The organism is Frankia sp. CcMO1, assembly GCF_977945845.1.
In genome coordinates this window covers 1-16,173 of the sequence record NZ_CDWTMG010000095.1, presented here as the reverse complement: position 1 = coordinate 16,173, position 16,173 = coordinate 1, and the positions used below count along the sequence as shown (strand labels likewise).

Genomic DNA, 16,173 nt, shown 5'->3' with positions numbered 1-16,173 from the left:
CGCCGGCGCCGTGCTGGTGCCCGCACACCTGTGGGCCGGGCCGCACGTGTACGACCAAGTGCGCCGCGCGTCCGAGTACGTGTCACTCGCGACGCCCTGGCGGGGCCTCGTGAACGCCGTCGACGCGCTCGGCTACCATGACGTGCGCGACGCCGTCCCGATCGCCATGGCCGTGCTGGCCGTCGTCGTGCTCGTCGCGATGGCAGGCCTCCTGCGGGAGGCCGGGGTCGCGGGCCGCCCCGGCGACGCGGTCTCCGGGGGTGCGACCGCGCTGCTCGCCCTCGGCGTGGCCTACGTCGCGGCGAGCGCCTACGTGCTGCCATGGTACGACGCGCTGGTGTGGGCGCCGCTCGCCCTGCTCCCCGCCGTCCGCGGCCTGGACGAGGCGCTCCTGATCCGCCTGACGGCGCTCGCGCTCGCCTACACGCCGGGCCGCGTGGAGGACTCGGCGTCCTGGCTGACCACCGGGCTACTGGACCTGCGTCAGTTCGTGGCGCCCTGCGTCACCGGCAGCGTGCTCGTGTGGCTGCTCGTGAAGGGGCTCCCGGCCGCACGCCGATCGCTGACGGCGCCGCCCGTGTAGGACGGCGCCCGCAGGAGGACGACGGTCAGGCCGGCCAGCGTCAGCCCCCGCGCCGCCATCGCGGTGACCAGCAGCCAGTCCGGGGCACCCCACAGCCAGGACCACTGCAGCCACAGGAAGATATCGGTCGCGGCGAACGCGACCAGCCACCGGACGGGGACGGCCAGCAGCACGAGGAAGGGGAGCAGCCACAGGCCGTACTGCGGCGAGTCGACGCGGCCGAGGATGACGTAGCCGCTCACCATCGCGGCGCCCACCGCGATCCACGGATACCCATCCGGCTCCGATCGGCGGCGGTACCCGGCGACCAGGATCGCGGTCCACCCCGCGACGACGGCGATCGCGGACAACGTGTTCACGGCGCTGAACGATGTCGGCGGGATGATCCAGTACCAGAGCGAGTTCGTCGTCAGGTCGTTGAGCCGCACCGACTGCATGCGGTACGGCGCGGCCCAGCCCTCGGGGTTCGCGAGCAGGAACGGCAGGTTGACGACGGCGGCCGTGGCGGCCGCCCCGACGAGCACGCGGACGGCGTCACGACGGCGCTTCGCCAGCAGCAGGTGGATCAGGAGTGGCAGCAGCAGGAAGCCGGGCCACAGCTTCGCGCAGGCGCCGAGGGCGAGCAGGACCGCCGTCCAGCCCGGCCGCCCCCGCCGCCACGCCCAGACGGCGCCCACCGTCGCGGCCACGGGCAGGAGGTCCCAGTTGAGGAAGGCGTAGGCGGCCAGTTGCGGTGACAGCGCGAACAGGAGCGCCCGCCCGCCGGACAATCGATGCAGCGCCAGGGACGTCAGGAAGGCGAACGGCGACAGCGCGAGCGCCGAGACCACGAGGTAGGCGGCCGCGCCGTTGACCGGGAGAGCGGTCACCCAGGCGAAAACGCCGGTCAGCACCGGGTACTCGATCTGGCCCGCGCCGAGCTCCACCTTGAGCAGGTGCCCGTCGCGGTACGTGGACTTCACGTCGCCCTGGTAGGGCGCGACGTGCTCGCCCATGTCCCGCTGGTACCAGAGGGTCTGGATGTCGTTGTAGCAGCCCTTCGGCTGCTGGCCCGGCTCCCACGACGTCAGGCAGTACGACTTCAACGCTGCGCCGGCCAGCAATGTCGCGAGGGTGGCGAGCATGACGACGGCGAGTGTGGCCCCGGCGGCGGGAAGGAACCGCGACAGCCACTTCGGAGCGGGGGTATCGGCGGGCGCGGCTGTCGTCACGCCGACACCCTAGAGGGCTCCGGGGAAGGCCGGCGGTGACGAGCGCCCCGCCCGGTCAGGGCGGAAAGATCAGCGGGATCCCGAGATACATGATCACTAGCAGGGCCTGAGCGACCGCGAACGTCCCGATGACCCAGGACGCCGCGCCGGGCCGGAGCCGGACGGCGACGGCGACGGCGAGCGGCAGCAGCGGGACCAACGCCCGGGGCCTGAATCCCACCTGGTTGGACGCCAGCATCACGACGACGAGCGTGGCCGTGTACGCCAGCCAGGGCAGCGGGAACTGCCGCGGGCTCCGGAACAGGCACGCCAGTCCCGCCACCAGCAGGAGGAGCGTGACCGCCTGAACGATGCGCGTCGGGGAGCCGGCGGGGTCGCTCACGACTCGCCACACGGTCCGCACGGCGTGCGTCCCGAAGTCCATGTGCTGGTTCCAGCCGCGGGCCTGTGCCGTCATCCACGCCGTCGGAGACCCCGTCCGCCAGGCCAGATACCCCCAGAAGCCCGCAAGTCCGAGCGGGGCCAGCACCGGCGCGGCCAGGGCGCGCCGGTCCCGGTCCCGGCGGACTGCCACGACGGCGGCACACCCCGCGGCCGCGAACAGGCCGAGGCCGACGTCGGCACGGGTGGCACCTGCGACCGCGGCGGCCAGCCCGGCGAGCATCCACCGGCGCCGGTCGAGGAGCAACAGGCACGCGCCGGCCAGGGCCGCCGCCAGCGCCTCCGAGTACGCCCAGGACAGCACGACAGCACCCGGGAAGAAGCAGAACAACAGCGCGGACCGGTCCGCCGTGGCGTCGTCCGTGACCACCCGGGCGAGGGCGGCGACGAGCAGCATCGCGACGGCCCCGGCGATGACCGAGACGGCGATCGCGGCGACCACCGGCGGAAGCCGGACCCCGGATCCCGCGGCCACCAGGGCCGGGTAGCCGGGCAGGAACGCGAGAGTGCTCTGCTGCCCCTCGGCGGGCAGCGTCGCGGGATAGCCCTCGGCCGCCGTGCGGAGGAACCACCGCGCGTCCCAGCAACGGGCGAGGCCGTCGAACCCCTCGATCGGCCGTGGGACGGCGTAGCCGCAGCGTGCGCCGCGGAGTTCCAGGGCCGCGACCACGCCCATGGCCGCGAAGACGAGGAGGCGGGAGGCTGCGTAGGCCCCCAGAAGCCGCGACGTGTTCCCGGACACCCTCACGCGGCATCCCCGGCGATCCTCACGTTGACCGACGATATCCACCCATACGGGCGGGCAATCGATCACCCCTGCGGTGCCCGGAGTTCAGGCCTCCGAGCGGGTGAAACGTCTCCCTCAGTGGGCACAGAACGCGGACCACCAACCTACGCTCGGTAACGATCGCGGGCGTCGCGAGGAGTCGGGAACGGGAGCGTCGATGGCGGTCGTGCGAGCGGGCTCCCGCGTGCGGCTGCGGACCGCCGAGGGCAGGCGCGTGCTGCGCGCCCTGGCAACAGTCCGGATCGAGGACGGCTGGTTCATTCCCGTGATCGGCGACGTCACGGCACTGGGCCCGGACACGGTAGCCGCCGACCTTGCGACCGACGAGGGCCTCCTGACCGTCCCTGCCGTGATCATCGGCCGGGGGAACGTCCTGGGCCTGCGTCCGGCGGGTCCGGTCGAGTCGGTGCCCGTGCAGCGACGTGGCGACCTGCGCGGCGGGTTGTCCATACCGCTCCGGGCCGCCTATCTGCCGGACGGGCGGATCCAGGCTCGGCCGCCGTCACCGGGGACCACCCGGGCCGCCGATCTGGAGGGCCTGACCATCAACGCTTCGGCGGGTGGTGTCGCGGCCCAACTGGACATCATCTCCGCGGTGACGGTCGGCGTCCGGCTCCACGTCGAGCTCGACCTGCCCGACGGCGACCCGGCCGCGGCGATCGCCCTCGTCGTGGAACAGCGCGGGCGGCTCCTGCGGGCACGGTTCCATGACATCGCTCTTCGCGACCGGGAGCGGCTGGTCCGCCTGGTTTTCGCGCGACACCGGGCGGAACTCGCCGCGCTGGCCGAGGAGCGCAGGGCGCTCGAGGCCGACTAGCGTGCGTCCGAAGTGATCTGACGATTCGCGGACTGAGTCGTGTGTGGACCCCGTATTGGGGTCCAAGCGCGACTCAGTCGTGTGTGGACCCGTTGTTGGGGTCCAGGCGCGACTCAGTCGTGTGTGGACCCCAGAAACGGGTCCACACACAACTCAGTCCGCGGACGGGGTGGGCCCGGCGTCACACCGCCCTCTGATTGCCGGCCGTCGGCGAGCCCCGCTGCGCGCCCGCCCGCCGCGGGGGAGGATGATCGAGGGTCGCCGCCGTCGCCGGGTCCACTCCTCCCTCCGTTCGCCTTCCGAGGAGCCGCCGTGTTCGCCAAGATCCTGGTCGCCAACCGCGGGGAGATCGCCGTCCGGGCCTTCCGGGCGGCGTACGAGCTCGGCGCCCGCACGGTCGCCGTCTTTCCCTACGAGGACCGGGGCGCCGTCCACCGGATCAAGGCCGACGAGTCGTACCTGATCGGCGAGCGGGGCCACCCCGTGCGGGCGTACCTGGACCCGGACGAGATCATCCGGGTCGCTCGCGAGGCCGGAGCGGACGCCGTCTACCCGGGTTACGGGTTCCTTTCCGAGAACCCCCAGCTCGCCCTCGCCTGCGAGGCCGCCGGGATCCGGTTCGTGGGACCGCCGCCGGGCGTGCTGTCCCTGGCCGGCCACAAGGTCCGGGCCGTGGCGGCCGCCCGCCAGGCGGGCATCCCGGTCCTCCGCTCGTCGGCGCCGTCGTCGGACGTCGACGAGCTCGTCGGCGCCGCGCCCGACATCGGATACCCCCTGTTCGTCAAGGCGGTGGCCGGTGGGGGAGGGCGGGGCATGAGGCCGGTCGCGCACGCCGCCGCGCTGCACGAGGCGCTCCAGACCGCGATGCGCGAGGCGGGCGGGGCGTTCGGTGACCCGTCCGTGTTCCTGGAGCAGGCGGTGCGGCGCCCACGGCACATCGAGGTCCAGGTACTCGCCGACGCGACCGGCGAGACCGTGCACCTGTTCGAACGCGACTGCTCGGTGCAGCGCCGCCACCAGAAAGTCGTGGAGATCGCGCCCGCGCCGGCCCTCCACCCGGACCTGCGTGACCGGCTCTGCGCCGACGCGGTCGCCTTCGCCCGAGCCGTCGGGTACGTGAACGCCGGCACCGTCGAGTTCCTCGTCGACACCAGCGGCGAGGCGGCCGGGCGCCACGTGTTCATCGAGATGAACCCGCGGATCCAGGTGGAGCACACGGTCACCGAGGAGGTGACCGACGTCGACCTGGTCCAGGCCCAGCTGCGGATCGCCTCCGGCGAAACGCTCTCGGACATCGGCCTGAGCCAGGAGACGATCCAGACCCACGGCGTGGCGATGCAGTGCCGGGTGACGACCGAGGACCCGTCCAACGGCTTCCGCCCCGACACCGGCATGATCACGACGTACCGCTCCCCGGGTGGGGCCGGCGTGCGGCTGGACGGCGGAACGGTCCACGCCGGCGCGTCGATCAGCCCGCACTTCGACTCCATGCTGGTGAAGCTGATCTGCCGGGGACCGGACTTCGCCACCGCCGTCCGGCGGGCGCGGCGCGCCCTCGCCGAGTTCCGCGTCCGCGGCGTCAGCACGAACATCGCATTCCTGCAGGCTGTGCTCGCCGAGCCGGACTTCGTCGCCGGCGGCGTGCCGACCTCGTTCATCGACGAGCGCCCGAACGTGCTGATCGCCCGGCCCAGCGCCGACCGCGGCAGCAAGCTGCTCTCGTGGCTGGCCGACGTCACGGTCAACTCGCCGCACGGCGTCGCGCCGGTGAAGGTGTCGCCCGCCGAGAAGCTGCCCGCCGCGGACCTGCGCGATCCCGCACCGGCAGGCTGGCGCCAGCGCCTGCTGGAGCTCGGCCCGGCGGGGTTCTCCGCTGCGCTGCGTGAGCTGCCGGAGGTCGCGGTCACCGACACGACCTTCCGTGACGCGCACCAGTCGCTGCTCGCCACCCGGGTGCGGACCAGCGACCTGGTCGCGGTCGCGCCGTACGTCGCCCGGACGACGCCGCAGCTGCTGAGCGTCGAGTGCTGGGGCGGCGCGACGTACGACGTCGCGCTGCGCTTCCTCGGCGAGGACCCGTGGGACCGGCTCGCGAAGCTGCGCGAGGCGATGCCGAACCTGTGCCTGCAGATGCTGCTGCGCGGCCGGAACACGGTCGGGTACACGCCCTACCCGACGGCGGTCACCGACGCGTTCGTCGAGGAGGCCGCCGCCACCGGCATCGACATCTTCCGGATCTTCGATGCGCTCAACGACGTCGGCCAGATGCGCCCCGCGATCGACGCCGTCCGCGCCACCGGGACCGCGGTCGCCGAGGTCGCGCTCTGCTACACCGCCGACCTCCTCGACCCGGCCGAGCGGCTCTACACGCTGGACTACTACCTGCGCCTCGCCGAGCGGATCGCCGAGGCGGGCGCGCACGTGCTGGCCATCAAGGACATGGCCGGCCTGCTGCGGCCGCACGCCGCCGCGCGGCTGGTCACCGCCCTGCGGGAGCGGTTCGACCTGCCGGTGCACCTGCACACGCACGACACGGCGGGCGGCCAGCTCGCGACGCTGATGGCCGCGATCGCCGCGGGGGTGGACGCCGTCGACGCGGCCTCCGCGTCCATGGCCGGGACGACGAGCCAGCCCCCGCTGTCTGCCCTCGTGGCCGCCCTCGTGCACACGGACCGCGACCCCGGACTGGACCTGCGCGCGGTCATGGACCTGGAGCCCTACTGGGAGGCCGTCCGGCGGCTGTACTCGCCGTTCGAGTCGGGGCTCAGCTCGCCCACGGGCCGGGTCTACGACCACGAGATCCCCGGCGGCCAGCTGTCCAACCTGCGCCAGCAGGCCATCGCGCTGGGGCTGGGGGAGAAGTTCGAGCAGATCGAGGCGATGTACGCCGCTGCCGACCGGATCCTCGGCCGCCTGGTGAAGGTGACGCCGTCGTCGAAGGTGGTCGGCGACCTCGCCCTGCACCTGGTGGCCGTGGACGCCGACCCGGCCGAGTTCGCCGAGCACCCGGAGCGGTTCGACGTCCCCGACTCGGTGATCGGCTTCCTCGCCGGGGAACTGGGCGAGCCGCCGGGTGGCTGGCCGGAGCCGTTCCGTACCCGGGCGCTCGCGGACCGGACGGTGCGCGCAGGCGTCGTCGACCTCGCCGAGGACGATCATGCCGGGCTGGCGAAGGACCGGCGCGGCACACTGAACCGGCTGCTCTTCCCGGGTCCGGCGCGCGAGTTCGCCGGGGTGCGGGAACGGTACGGCGACGTGTCCCTGCTGGACACGCGCGACTACCTGTACGGGCTCCAGCCAGGTGAGGAGCACGTGATCCGGCTGGACCGCGGCGTGCGGCTGCTCGTGGAGATCGAGGCGATCGGCGAGGCGGACGAGCGCGGGATGCGCACCGTGATGTGCACCATGAACGGGCAGTTGCGGCCGGTCCAGGTCCGGGACCGAGCCGTGCAGGTCAGGGTCCTCGCGGCGGAGAAGGCAGACGCCAAGCAGCCCGGGCACGTGGCCGCGCCGTTCGCCGGCGTCGTCACGCTGGTAGCGGCCGAGGGGGACGAGGTCGCGGCGGGCCAGACCGTCGCGACGATCGAGGCGATGAAGATGGAGGCGTCGATCACGGCCCCCGTCGCGGGCGTGGTCCAGCGCGTCGCCGTCGGCGGCGTCCAGCAAGTAGAGGGCGGCGACCTCCTGCTGGTCCTCTCTTCGGCGGTGATCAAGTAATTCCCGTGGATCAAGTAATTCCCGTGGATCTTCCGGACCCACGGGAATTACTTGATCCACGGGAATTACTTGATCCACGGGAATTACTTGATCACCGCCGAAGGGGTCAGCCGCCCAGTTGGCGGCTGCGGCGGAGCCCGTCGAGGAGCGCCGTCTGCCCTTCCCCGGCGGTGTCGATGCGGTAGGAGTACCCGCCGCTGGTGTCGGCGATCTTGCGCAGCGCGTCGTAGTCGGCGTCCGGCCCGAGCCCGGCGGTGTAGATGGCGACCTTCTGCTTGCCCGCGTTGAGGCGGCGGATCTCGTTCAGTACCTCGTCCAGGTTCGCGCCGTTCGTATCCTCGTTCGCGCCGTCACTGAGCAGGATGATCGCGTTGACCGACTTGAGGTCGTACGTGCGATGCATCTCCCGCATGGCCGCGATCGTGACGTCGTACAGGGACGTTCCGCCGCCGCTCAGATACTGGTCCACTTTCGTGGCCAGGGACATCAGGTACGCGCGATAGGTCTGTCCCGACTTGGCCAGCGCCCCCAGCCGCCCGATCGGAGCCATCTCGCGCCAGTCCTGGTCGCCCTTCATCCGCGAGGCGAAGACCCACGCACCCACCGATGATCGATCAGGCAGCAGTTGAGCTCCCAGCCGCGCGGCAGCACCGGCGAGGGCGATGCGGCTCGTGCCGTCGTCCAGCTTGGCCCGCATGGACAGGGACACGTCGATGACGGCGAGCAGCCGCGACGGACGGGCAAGGTTCTCGATCCGGGTCACCATGCCTTCGACCTCGGACTTCGCCGGCGGCGCGAGCGTCCGCATGGCGCCGCTCTCGACGCCCGGTCCCGCACCGCCCTGCCCGGACGGGTCCCGGAAGCCGGCCTTGCGGACGATCGCGCGGGCGTCCGGGGACGCCAGCCTGTCCACCACCTGCTGCACGGCGGCCTCGTGCGCCGGCGTCGTGTTGCCGGTGTCGACCTTCATCACCGGGTAGTCGAGGACCGGCGACCCCTCCCGGGGGTAGACCGCGACCACGTTCGAGTTGCCGCTCTGCAGGTTGGTCGACGCGACGGCCTGTTCGGACGCGGGGATCACCGGCGAGTTGGCGGTGCCGGAGCGGGCGATGGCGAAGGCAGCCTGCGGCGACGGAATCTCTCCGCGGTCCGCGGAGAGGACGACGTTCACGACCGCCTGGTCCGCGGTGGCCCCCTTGCCGAGCGTCTGCCACAGGGCGATCAGAGCGGCCAGGCTGTCGGCTTCGGACTCGATGTCCGGCACGGCCATCGGTCTCGACCCCCGGAGCACCTGGTTCCAGGTCGGTGGCTGCTTGATCCAGCCCAGCCGGTCGGCCGCCGTCCGGCTCGTGGCCACCACGACGGGGGAGAGCGCGAGCGGAGCGACCTGCTGCATCCGCCAGCGGGTGACCTGCTCGACCCAGACCTCCGAGTCGGGGATCCAGATCTGCGGTGCCCGGTCGGGCGGCAGGATCGTGGAGCTGGCGACGGTCTCGACGCCCTCCTGGGACCGCACGGTGACGGCAGTGCAACGGTCGCCGGGGACCTTCGTGCCGTTGACCGGATCGAGGATCTCCGTGACGACGGACTTCATCTCCGGCTCGACCAGCACGTCCACCCGCTCGGCGGGGCACGGCGGCTCGGCGGCCCAGGGGAGCCGGGCCAGGGCCTCACGCGGCCCGAGCAGCACCGCCGCACCGATCACGACCACGACGCCGACAGCGACGAGACCGAGCCTCGCAGGCGTACCGAGGCCGCGGGACCCCAGGCTGAGACGACCGTCCAAGGACGTGTGACGCCCCATTGCGTGGCACCCCCTCCCGGGCTGTGATGGTTGCGCTGAGTGAGGCCAGCCGGGGTCCTAGAGCAGCGCGTCGCGAAGAAGGTTAACTCAGGTGTAGCCGAATTAGACGCGTGCGCACTCGAGAATCGATAGTTAGTCACTCAACGTGACGAACACGCTTCTCTCATTTCGAGAGCCCCCGGGCGCGGCGCAGGCCGTCCAGCAGCGAGGATTGGCCCTGGAGGGCGGTGTCGATCCGGTACCACTCGCCGCCTGCCGCCGAGGCCAACTGGGCGATCGCCTTGTAGTCGGCGTCGCGGCCCAGTCCGCCGAAGTACACGTGGACCTTGTTCGAGCCCGAGTTGAGCTGTCGGATCTGGGCCAGCGTCTGCTGCAGCGTGGGGCTGCCGGGATCCTCGTTCGCGCCGTCGGTGATGACGAGGATCACGTTGTCCGCGCGCTCGTCGTAGGTCTGGTGCATGTACCGCATGCCCGCGAGGACGACCTCGTAGAGTGCGGTGCCGCCACCCGCCAGGTAGCGGTCCGGATTCGTGGTCAGCCGGGACAGTTCACCCCGGTACGTCGCCCCGCCCGACGCGACCGACCCCAGCGGGCGGATCGCGGCCACCTCGCGCCAGTCCTGCGCGCCCTTGAGCTTGTGGGCGAAGATCCAGGCACCCACCGACGAGCTGTCCGGCAGGACGTTGGCCCCGACCCGTGCGGCGTTGGCACCGACGTCGATCCGGCGCAGGCCGTCATCGAGCTTGTTCGTCATCGAGAGCGAGACGTCGAGGAGGGCGAGGACGCGCGAGGGCTGGGACAGCTTGTCCAGGCGGTCCAGCATCCCCTGGACCTCGCCCGCGCCGGGCGGGGGGAGAAGGGTGACCTGACGGGTCGCGATGCCCTTGCCGACGGCCGGGCTCGCGTCGGGGCCGCGGAAGCCGTTCCGCCGCGCGATCGTCTCCGTGTCGGCCGATCCCAGCCGGTCCAGGACGCGCTGGACGGCGGCCGCCCGCGACGGCGACTCCGCGCCGGTCGTCACCCGGGTGACCGGGTAGGTCAGCAGCGGCGACCCCTCCCGGGGGTAGATGGCCGCCAGGTCCGGTTCCGGGGAGGCCTCGTTCATCGCGGCGACGGCCTGCTCGGTGGTGGGCACGATCGGGGCGTTCACCGATCCGGACCGGGCGAGGGTCAGCGCCTCCTGCGCGCTGGGCACCTCACCACGGTCGGCCGCGAGCACGATGTTGACGACGGCCTGGTCCGCGGCCGCCCCCTTGCCCAGGGTCTGCCAGAGGGCGATCATCGCGGACAGGCTTTCCGCCTGGGACTGGATGTCGGGCACCGCGACCGACCGCCTGCCCTGCAGAGCCTCCCGCCAGGTGGGGTTCCCGGTGCTGAGGCCGAGGCTCACGGCGGCGGCACGGCTGGTCGCCAGCACGACGGCGGACGAGGCGAAGCTCCTGGACGGGCGGGTCTTCCACGACGGCATCCGCTCGACCCACGTCGGCGAGTCCGGCACCCAGATCTGCGGGATGCGGCTGGGCGGCAGGCCCTCGGCGGTGGCGACCGTCTCGACGGCCTCCTGCGCGGTGACCTTCACCGCCACGCAGCGCCCCCCGGTGACCCGCTTCCCCTCAACGGCGGCGAGCGACTCCGTCACCGTGCCTCGCAACTCGGGCTCGACGAGGACCTCGACGGTCTCGGCGGGGCAGGTGCCCTCCGCGGCCCACGGCAGACGCCCCATCGCCTCGGGTGGCGCGACGAGGACGAAGGCGCCCAGCAGGACGACGCACCCCGCCGCGAGCAGCGCCAGTCGGGCCGGCAGGGGCAGGGCGGCCGGCGTGACGGGCGTGACACCCGCCTCCAGCCGCGGACCGTGCCGACCCATCGGTCATCACCTCACCCAAAGTTACGCTGTGCAACAGATTGGCTACTACCACCCCGTAGCGTAACCAGCCTAGTGAAGAGCGCCACGTTGTCACAGCAGCGCATGGTGATGCAGCAGTTTGGCGTTGCCCGGATCGGCCACGTCGGGCTAGGCGAGGGGAAGGGGCCACGGCGTCGGCGTGGTCCGGGAGCTCTCGCCTGGGCGGCAGCCCGGCGGAGGCTCGAGAGCCTAGGCCCCGCGCTGACTGAGGAACCGCTCCACCAGCGTGCGCACGACGATGGCCATGCTGAAGCCGTTCTCCTGGGCGAACGCCCGCAGCCGCTCGTAGTCCTCCTCGGGGAGGCGGACGGGAAGCACCTTGAGCTTCACGTCCATCGCCTGCATGACGTCCTTCTGCTCCGCCTCGGACAGCCCTGGCGGGAACATGAAGACGCCGGCGGTCCCCGGGGGCTGGAACGCCGCGGAAGCCGCGGCGGTGGTCTGGCCACCCGGCACGAGCCGGCCCGCCAGCATCGCGCCGAGCACCTCGTCCTGATCTTCCTTGCTGAGCCCCCGTACCGCCTTGATCAGCAGCTCGATCACACGATCCGACATCGCGATACCGCCCTTCGATATCGCTCCAGTGTCGCCCGCGCAGCGTCTCCACGCCAGGGGGCCAATTCGGCGGCCTCCGTGGGCGCTTCGTCGCCGGAGGGGAGGCCGGTGATCGTGGACGCCTGGACCGCCTCGGCAGAGACTGGACGGATGGCCACGAAGAACCGGTCCACCGGCAGTGCCTCGGAGCCGGCGGCGATCGCGCCGGTGCCCAAGAAGCTCTACGAGCATGAGCTCCTGCGGCTGCAGGGGGAGCTGGTGGCGATGCAGGAGTGGATCCGCCGCGAGGGGGTCCGGCTCGTCGTCGTCTTCGAGGGCCGCGACGCCGCCGGGAAGGGTGGCACGATCCAGCGGATCGCGCAGTATCTCAATCCGCGGGTGACCCGGATCGCTGCCCTGCCCGCCCCCTCCGAGCGGCAGCGGACGCAGTGGTACTTCCAGCGCTACGTGGAGCACCTGCCCGCGGCCGGCGAGATCGTGCTCTTCGACCGCTCCTGGTACAACCGGGCCGGCGTCGAGCGGGTGATGGGCTTTTGCAGTCCCCAGGAGCACCAGCGGTTCCTGCGCCAGTGCCCGATCTTCGAACGGTTGCTCGTGGAGGACGGGATCCTCCTTCGCAAGTACTGGTTCTCGGTGTCCGACACCGAGCAACTCCAGCGGTTCGAGTCGCGGCGCGATGACCCGCTCCGGCGCTGGAAGCTGTCCCCGATGGACCTGGACTCCATCACACGGTGGGAGGCGTACAGCCGGGCGAAGGACGAAATGTTCGTCCACACCGACGTTCCGGAGTCCCCGTGGCACGTGGTGGAGAGCGACGACAAGCGCCGCGCCCGGCTGAACATGATCGCGCATTTGCTGTCCACCGTGCCGTACCGGCACGTCGACCCACCCGTGCTCGACATCCCGCCGAGACCGGCGTCAACCGGGTACGAGCGCACCCACCGCGAGTTGCAGCGCTATGTTCCCGATCATGCCTCGACCCTGTCCGACCGCGCCTAGATCCGCCGCGGCCCACATGGGGCGCCGCCGCCAAGGTTTGCCCACGCAATGGCTGTGATTCGGGGGCGCGGAATCGTTTAGGCACGCCCAGAACGTGGGCGAACCTCCCGACCTGCGTCGATAAGGTTCAGTATGGCTGACACCCAGGTTGACTCTTCCCCCCTGCGATCGACGGCGCCGACGGTGCTGGCGGGGATGTTCGCCGTCTCCGGCGTCCTGCACTTCGCGACACCTGAGCCGTTCCTCGCCGTCATGCCCCGGCAACTGCCGGCCCAGCGGGCGCTCGTGTATGCGAGCGGCGCGATGGAACTCGTCTGCGCCGCCGGGTTGGTGCGCCGGAAGGCGTGGGCGGGGACGGCGAGCGCGGTCCTGCTGACGGCGGTCTTCCCGGCGAACGTCCAGATGGCGCTGGACTCCGGCAGTGGCCGGATGCCGGGGCTGGCGGACAACCCGTTCGTCGCTTGGGGTCGGCTGCCATTGCAGGCGCCGCTGGTCTGGGCCGCGCTCCAGGGGCGCCGCCGTCGTCGCGGGCGCAAGGGACGCAAGGGATAGGACGCGCCTCCGCGCTGCCCCGGAGACGGTCCCGGCTCGGGCAGGTAGGCGTCGATCGCCGCGCGCAGCGGGCACTGCTGCTCGTCCAGGCTGACTCGTTCAGCTTCGTGCCGCAGTGACCGCCATCGTGACGTAGGGCATCGTGATGCTGCCGCGGCCCATTGCATCGATGGCGGCTCCGACCTCCCGCAGTACCTCGGCCAGCTTGTCCGCAGGGAGCCAGGTGAGGCCGCCGGAGGTCGGCAGCAGGTCCAGCCACTCGCCCGGGGTGTAGGTCAGCGCCCAGTCGAATCTCCACTGCTCGGGCTCGCCGAACGCGCCCGCCTCGCGCATGCCGTCCGACGCCTTGGTTGACAAGACCTGGTAGCCGTCCATCGCCTTGGTCGCCGTCTGCATGTTGAAGGGCGAGTCGGGCACGACCCGCTGATAGACCGCCGACAGGGCCTCCGCCACGTCGGGTGGCACTTCGAAGACGTGCCAGAATGCCGCCAGCCGACCGCCCGGCCGCAAGGCCTGCGCCGCCATGGCAGCGCCGGCGACCGGGTCGATCCAGTGCCAGGCCGTCCCGGCGATGACCGCGTCGAACGTCCGGCCGGCCGGATCCCACGCCTCGAACGTCGCGACCTCGACCTCCAGCCCGCGCTGCCGCGCGAACTCGGCCATGCGCGCGTCGGGCTCGACCCCGAGCACGGTGCAGCCGGCGGCCTGGAACTGCCGCGCCGCGATGCCGGTGCCGCAGCCCACGTCGAGGACGCCGGGTCCGGGACTGGCGGCGACGATGCGCTCCACCATGGCGTCGGGATAGCGGGGGCGGGCGCGGTCGTATCGTTCGGCGTCCACCCCGAACGACTCGGCCGCTTTCCGGAGGTGATGGGGTGCCGGTGGGGGAGGAGGTGATCCGCCCGGCGGTAGAGTGGGCATGCGCCCACTATAGTGGGCAGATGCCCACTCGTCACCGGAAGGCCGGTGACGGGTCTTGGCGGGTCCGCCAGGGAGGAGACGCATGGCGCCGACGGGCGTGGCCCTCCGTGACGCGCGGGAGCAACTGTTCGACGCCGCCCAGCGCGTCCTGCTCCGGGACGGCCCGAACGCGCTGACCAGCCGGGCGGTCACCACGGAGGCGGGTTGTGCGAAGGGCGTCCTGCACCGGCACTTCGCCGACTTCGACGCCTTCCTCGCGGAGTTCGTCCTGGACCGCATCGCGCGGATGGACGACCGCACGCAGGCCCTGCGGGCGGTCACCGGGAGCGGGAACGTCGTCGACAACCTCACCAGCGCGCTGACCGGCGTCTTCGATTCGGTCGCTCTGTCGATGGTCGGCCTGATCAGCGCCCGGGACGAGCTGCGTGCCCGGCTGCGCCGGACCCTGCCGGCCGGCATTCCCGTCCTGACCGAGGCCGCGATCATCATCGCCGCTTACCTGACCGCGGAGCGGGACCTGGGCCGCGTCGCGGTGGATGCCGACGTCGACACTCTCGCGGCAATCCTCATCGGGACGGGACACATGCTGTTCGCCGGTCGGGACGGCGTGCCGGTGGAGTCGGCGGCTGTTCGCACGATGGTGACCACGGTGATCGCCGGCGTCGTGCGTGCGGAACAGCCGTAGGTCTCCCATCGGGGTGGCGGAGAGTGGGGTGGCAGGGATCGCAGCCGTCGGGGGATAGCCGTTCTGACGTATCGGTCGGCGCGGCAGGAGATGCCGCCGCGCAACTAATGGTTGCATGATGCCGGGTCTCCGTATAGTATCTTTCGCAACCAAACGTTGCGGGAGGGTGTTATGGAGTTCGGGGCCATCGAGCGGGAGATCTACGTCGAGGCGTCGCCCGAGATCGCCTTCGAGGTCGTGAGCAGTCCGGACCACCTCAAGGAGTGGTGGCCTGACGACGCCCGGTACGACCCGGCCTCCGGTTCGGCCGGGGAGCTCGTCTTCGGCAATCCCGACGACGGCGGGAAGCTGGTGCCGTTCACGGTCGTCGACGTGCGACCGCCCCGGACGTTCTCGTTCCGGTGGGCGCACGCGGCCGGCGAGATCGCGGGGGAGGGCAACTCCTTCCTGGTCACCTTCGACCTGACCCCGTCGGGAGCTGGGACGTTGCTCAGGATGACCGAGACCGGCTTCCGCGAGATGGGCTGGGAGATCGCGGTCCTGGAGCGGCAGTACCAGGAGCACGTCACCGGCTGGGACTACTTCCTGCCAAGGCTGGCGCCGTACGTCGCGACGCTGAAGGTGCGGCAGCAATGAGCACCGCGCTGGCCGACGTCGTCGACGACGACCTCTGGTCCGCCATCGGCGACCCGACCCGGCGCCGGATGCTCGACCTGCTGCTCACCGAGGGCGACGGCACGGCGACCACGTTGAGCCGGCAACTGCCGGTCACCCGTCAGGCCGTGGCCAAGCACCTCGGCGTCCTCGATCGGGTCGGGCTGGTCCGGGGGACACCGGCGGGCCGGGAGAAGCGGTACCGGGTGGACGACGCCCAACTCGCCCGCGCGGTGGCCCAGCTGACGTCGGTCGGGTCGGCGTGGGACGCCCGGCTGCAGCGGATCAAGCGGGTCGCCGAGGCGATCCAGCGCGCCCAGCAGGACTGACAGGGAGACAGACCACAACAACAGGCGAGATCAAGGAGAGCCGATGCGTCGCGCCGATGCGGTGGAGGTGATCGGGGGCCGGGTTGCTGGCCGCGGCCGGCGGGTTGGGGCATCGGAAGGTGGCCGAGGTGGTGGGGCGGCCGGCCTCGACGGTGCGGGACTGGCTGCGGCGGGCGGGGCGGGTCGCTGGTCGGGTGCTGGCGGTGTGCGGG

15 protein-coding genes are annotated in these 16,173 nt (G+C 71.8%); 9 read left to right on the top strand and 6 right to left on the bottom strand.

The window, feature by feature from the left end; translation table 11 throughout:
- On the top strand, positions 1–583 hold a 583-nt coding region (locus AC08OU_RS13205; protein ID WP_476605004.1), incomplete at its 5' end, for a hypothetical protein.
- Here the strand turns inward: AC08OU_RS13205 and AC08OU_RS13200 are convergent.
- On the bottom strand, positions 484–1,794 hold the full coding sequence (locus tag AC08OU_RS13200) for a glycosyltransferase 87 family protein (protein WP_476605003.1): 1,311 nt from the start codon (positions 1,792–1,794) through the stop codon (positions 484–486). The two genes, AC08OU_RS13205 and AC08OU_RS13200, sit on opposite strands and share 100 nt — an antisense overlap.
- A 55-nt stretch (positions 1,795–1,849) precedes the next feature.
- Complete coding sequence (locus tag AC08OU_RS13195) at positions 1,850–2,983, bottom strand: mannosyltransferase family protein (protein ID WP_476605002.1); 1,134 nt, start codon at positions 2,981–2,983, stop codon at positions 1,850–1,852.
- Positions 2,984–3,179: 196 nt separating this feature from the next.
- On the opposite strand from AC08OU_RS13195, the gene AC08OU_RS13190 reads away from it, so the two are divergent.
- Complete coding sequence (locus AC08OU_RS13190; protein ID WP_476605001.1) at positions 3,180–3,839, top strand: PilZ domain-containing protein; 660 nt, start codon at positions 3,180–3,182, stop codon at positions 3,837–3,839.
- A gap of 312 nt (positions 3,840–4,151) precedes the next feature.
- Positions 4,152–7,556: a pyruvate carboxylase gene (locus AC08OU_RS13185; RefSeq protein WP_476605000.1), complete on the top strand. Its 3,405-nt coding sequence runs from the start codon at positions 4,152–4,154 to the stop codon at positions 7,554–7,556.
- Positions 7,557–7,662: 106 nt separating this feature from the next.
- Here the strand turns inward: AC08OU_RS13185 and AC08OU_RS13180 are convergent, their stop codons facing one another.
- The 3 genes from AC08OU_RS13180 to AC08OU_RS13170 all read right to left on the bottom strand — a co-directional run bounded on the left by AC08OU_RS13180 (position 7,663) and on the right by AC08OU_RS13170 (position 11,821).
- Positions 7,663–9,360, bottom strand: a complete 1,698-nt coding sequence (locus AC08OU_RS13180; protein WP_476604999.1) for a substrate-binding domain-containing protein — start codon at positions 9,358–9,360, stop codon at positions 7,663–7,665.
- A gap of 163 nt (positions 9,361–9,523) precedes the next feature.
- Positions 9,524–11,227 (bottom strand): vWA domain-containing protein, encoded by a 1,704-nt coding sequence (locus tag AC08OU_RS13175; protein WP_476604998.1) that lies wholly within the window; start codon positions 11,225–11,227, stop codon positions 9,524–9,526.
- A gap of 228 nt (positions 11,228–11,455) precedes the next feature.
- Positions 11,456–11,821, bottom strand: a complete 366-nt coding sequence (locus AC08OU_RS13170) for a ribbon-helix-helix domain-containing protein (RefSeq protein ID WP_476604997.1) — start codon at positions 11,819–11,821, stop codon at positions 11,456–11,458.
- Between the two features lie 150 nt (positions 11,822–11,971).
- Here AC08OU_RS13170 and ppk2 point away from each other — a divergent pair, with 150 nt between their 5' ends.
- Together ppk2 and AC08OU_RS13160 are read left to right on the top strand one after the other, a co-directional pair.
- Positions 11,972–12,820 (top strand): polyphosphate kinase 2, encoded by an 849-nt coding sequence (ppk2, locus tag AC08OU_RS13165; RefSeq protein WP_476604996.1) that lies wholly within the window; start codon positions 11,972–11,974, stop codon positions 12,818–12,820.
- Between the two features lie 132 nt (positions 12,821–12,952).
- Entirely contained in the window at positions 12,953–13,372 is a 420-nt protein-coding gene (locus tag AC08OU_RS13160) for a DoxX family protein (protein ID WP_476604995.1), read from the top strand.
- A 99-nt stretch (positions 13,373–13,471) separates the two neighbouring features.
- Here the strand turns inward: AC08OU_RS13160 and AC08OU_RS13155 are convergent, their stop codons facing one another.
- Positions 13,472–14,212, bottom strand: coding sequence for a class I SAM-dependent methyltransferase (locus AC08OU_RS13155; protein ID WP_476604994.1), 741 nt, complete (start codon positions 14,210–14,212; stop codon positions 13,472–13,474).
- A gap of 163 nt (positions 14,213–14,375) precedes the next feature.
- On the opposite strand from AC08OU_RS13155, the gene AC08OU_RS13150 reads away from it, so the two are divergent.
- The 4 genes from AC08OU_RS13150 to AC08OU_RS13135 all read left to right on the top strand — a co-directional run.
- Positions 14,376–14,978 carry a TetR/AcrR family transcriptional regulator gene (locus AC08OU_RS13150; protein ID WP_476604993.1) on the top strand — a complete coding sequence of 201 codons (603 nt, stop codon included), beginning with the start codon at positions 14,376–14,378 and terminating at the stop codon, positions 14,976–14,978.
- A 171-nt stretch (positions 14,979–15,149) separates the two neighbouring features.
- Entirely contained in the window at positions 15,150–15,614 is a 465-nt protein-coding gene (locus tag AC08OU_RS13145; RefSeq protein WP_476604992.1) for an SRPBCC family protein, read from the top strand.
- Positions 15,611–15,961: an ArsR/SmtB family transcription factor gene (locus tag AC08OU_RS13140; protein WP_476604991.1), complete on the top strand. Its 351-nt coding sequence runs from the start codon at positions 15,611–15,613 to the stop codon at positions 15,959–15,961. The genes AC08OU_RS13145 and AC08OU_RS13140 overlap by 4 nt, the downstream gene beginning before the upstream one ends.
- An 83-nt stretch (positions 15,962–16,044) precedes the next feature.
- Positions 16,045–16,173, top strand: a 129-nt coding sequence (locus AC08OU_RS13135) for a helix-turn-helix domain-containing protein (RefSeq protein ID WP_476605005.1), incomplete at its 3' end; no start/stop codon positions are given.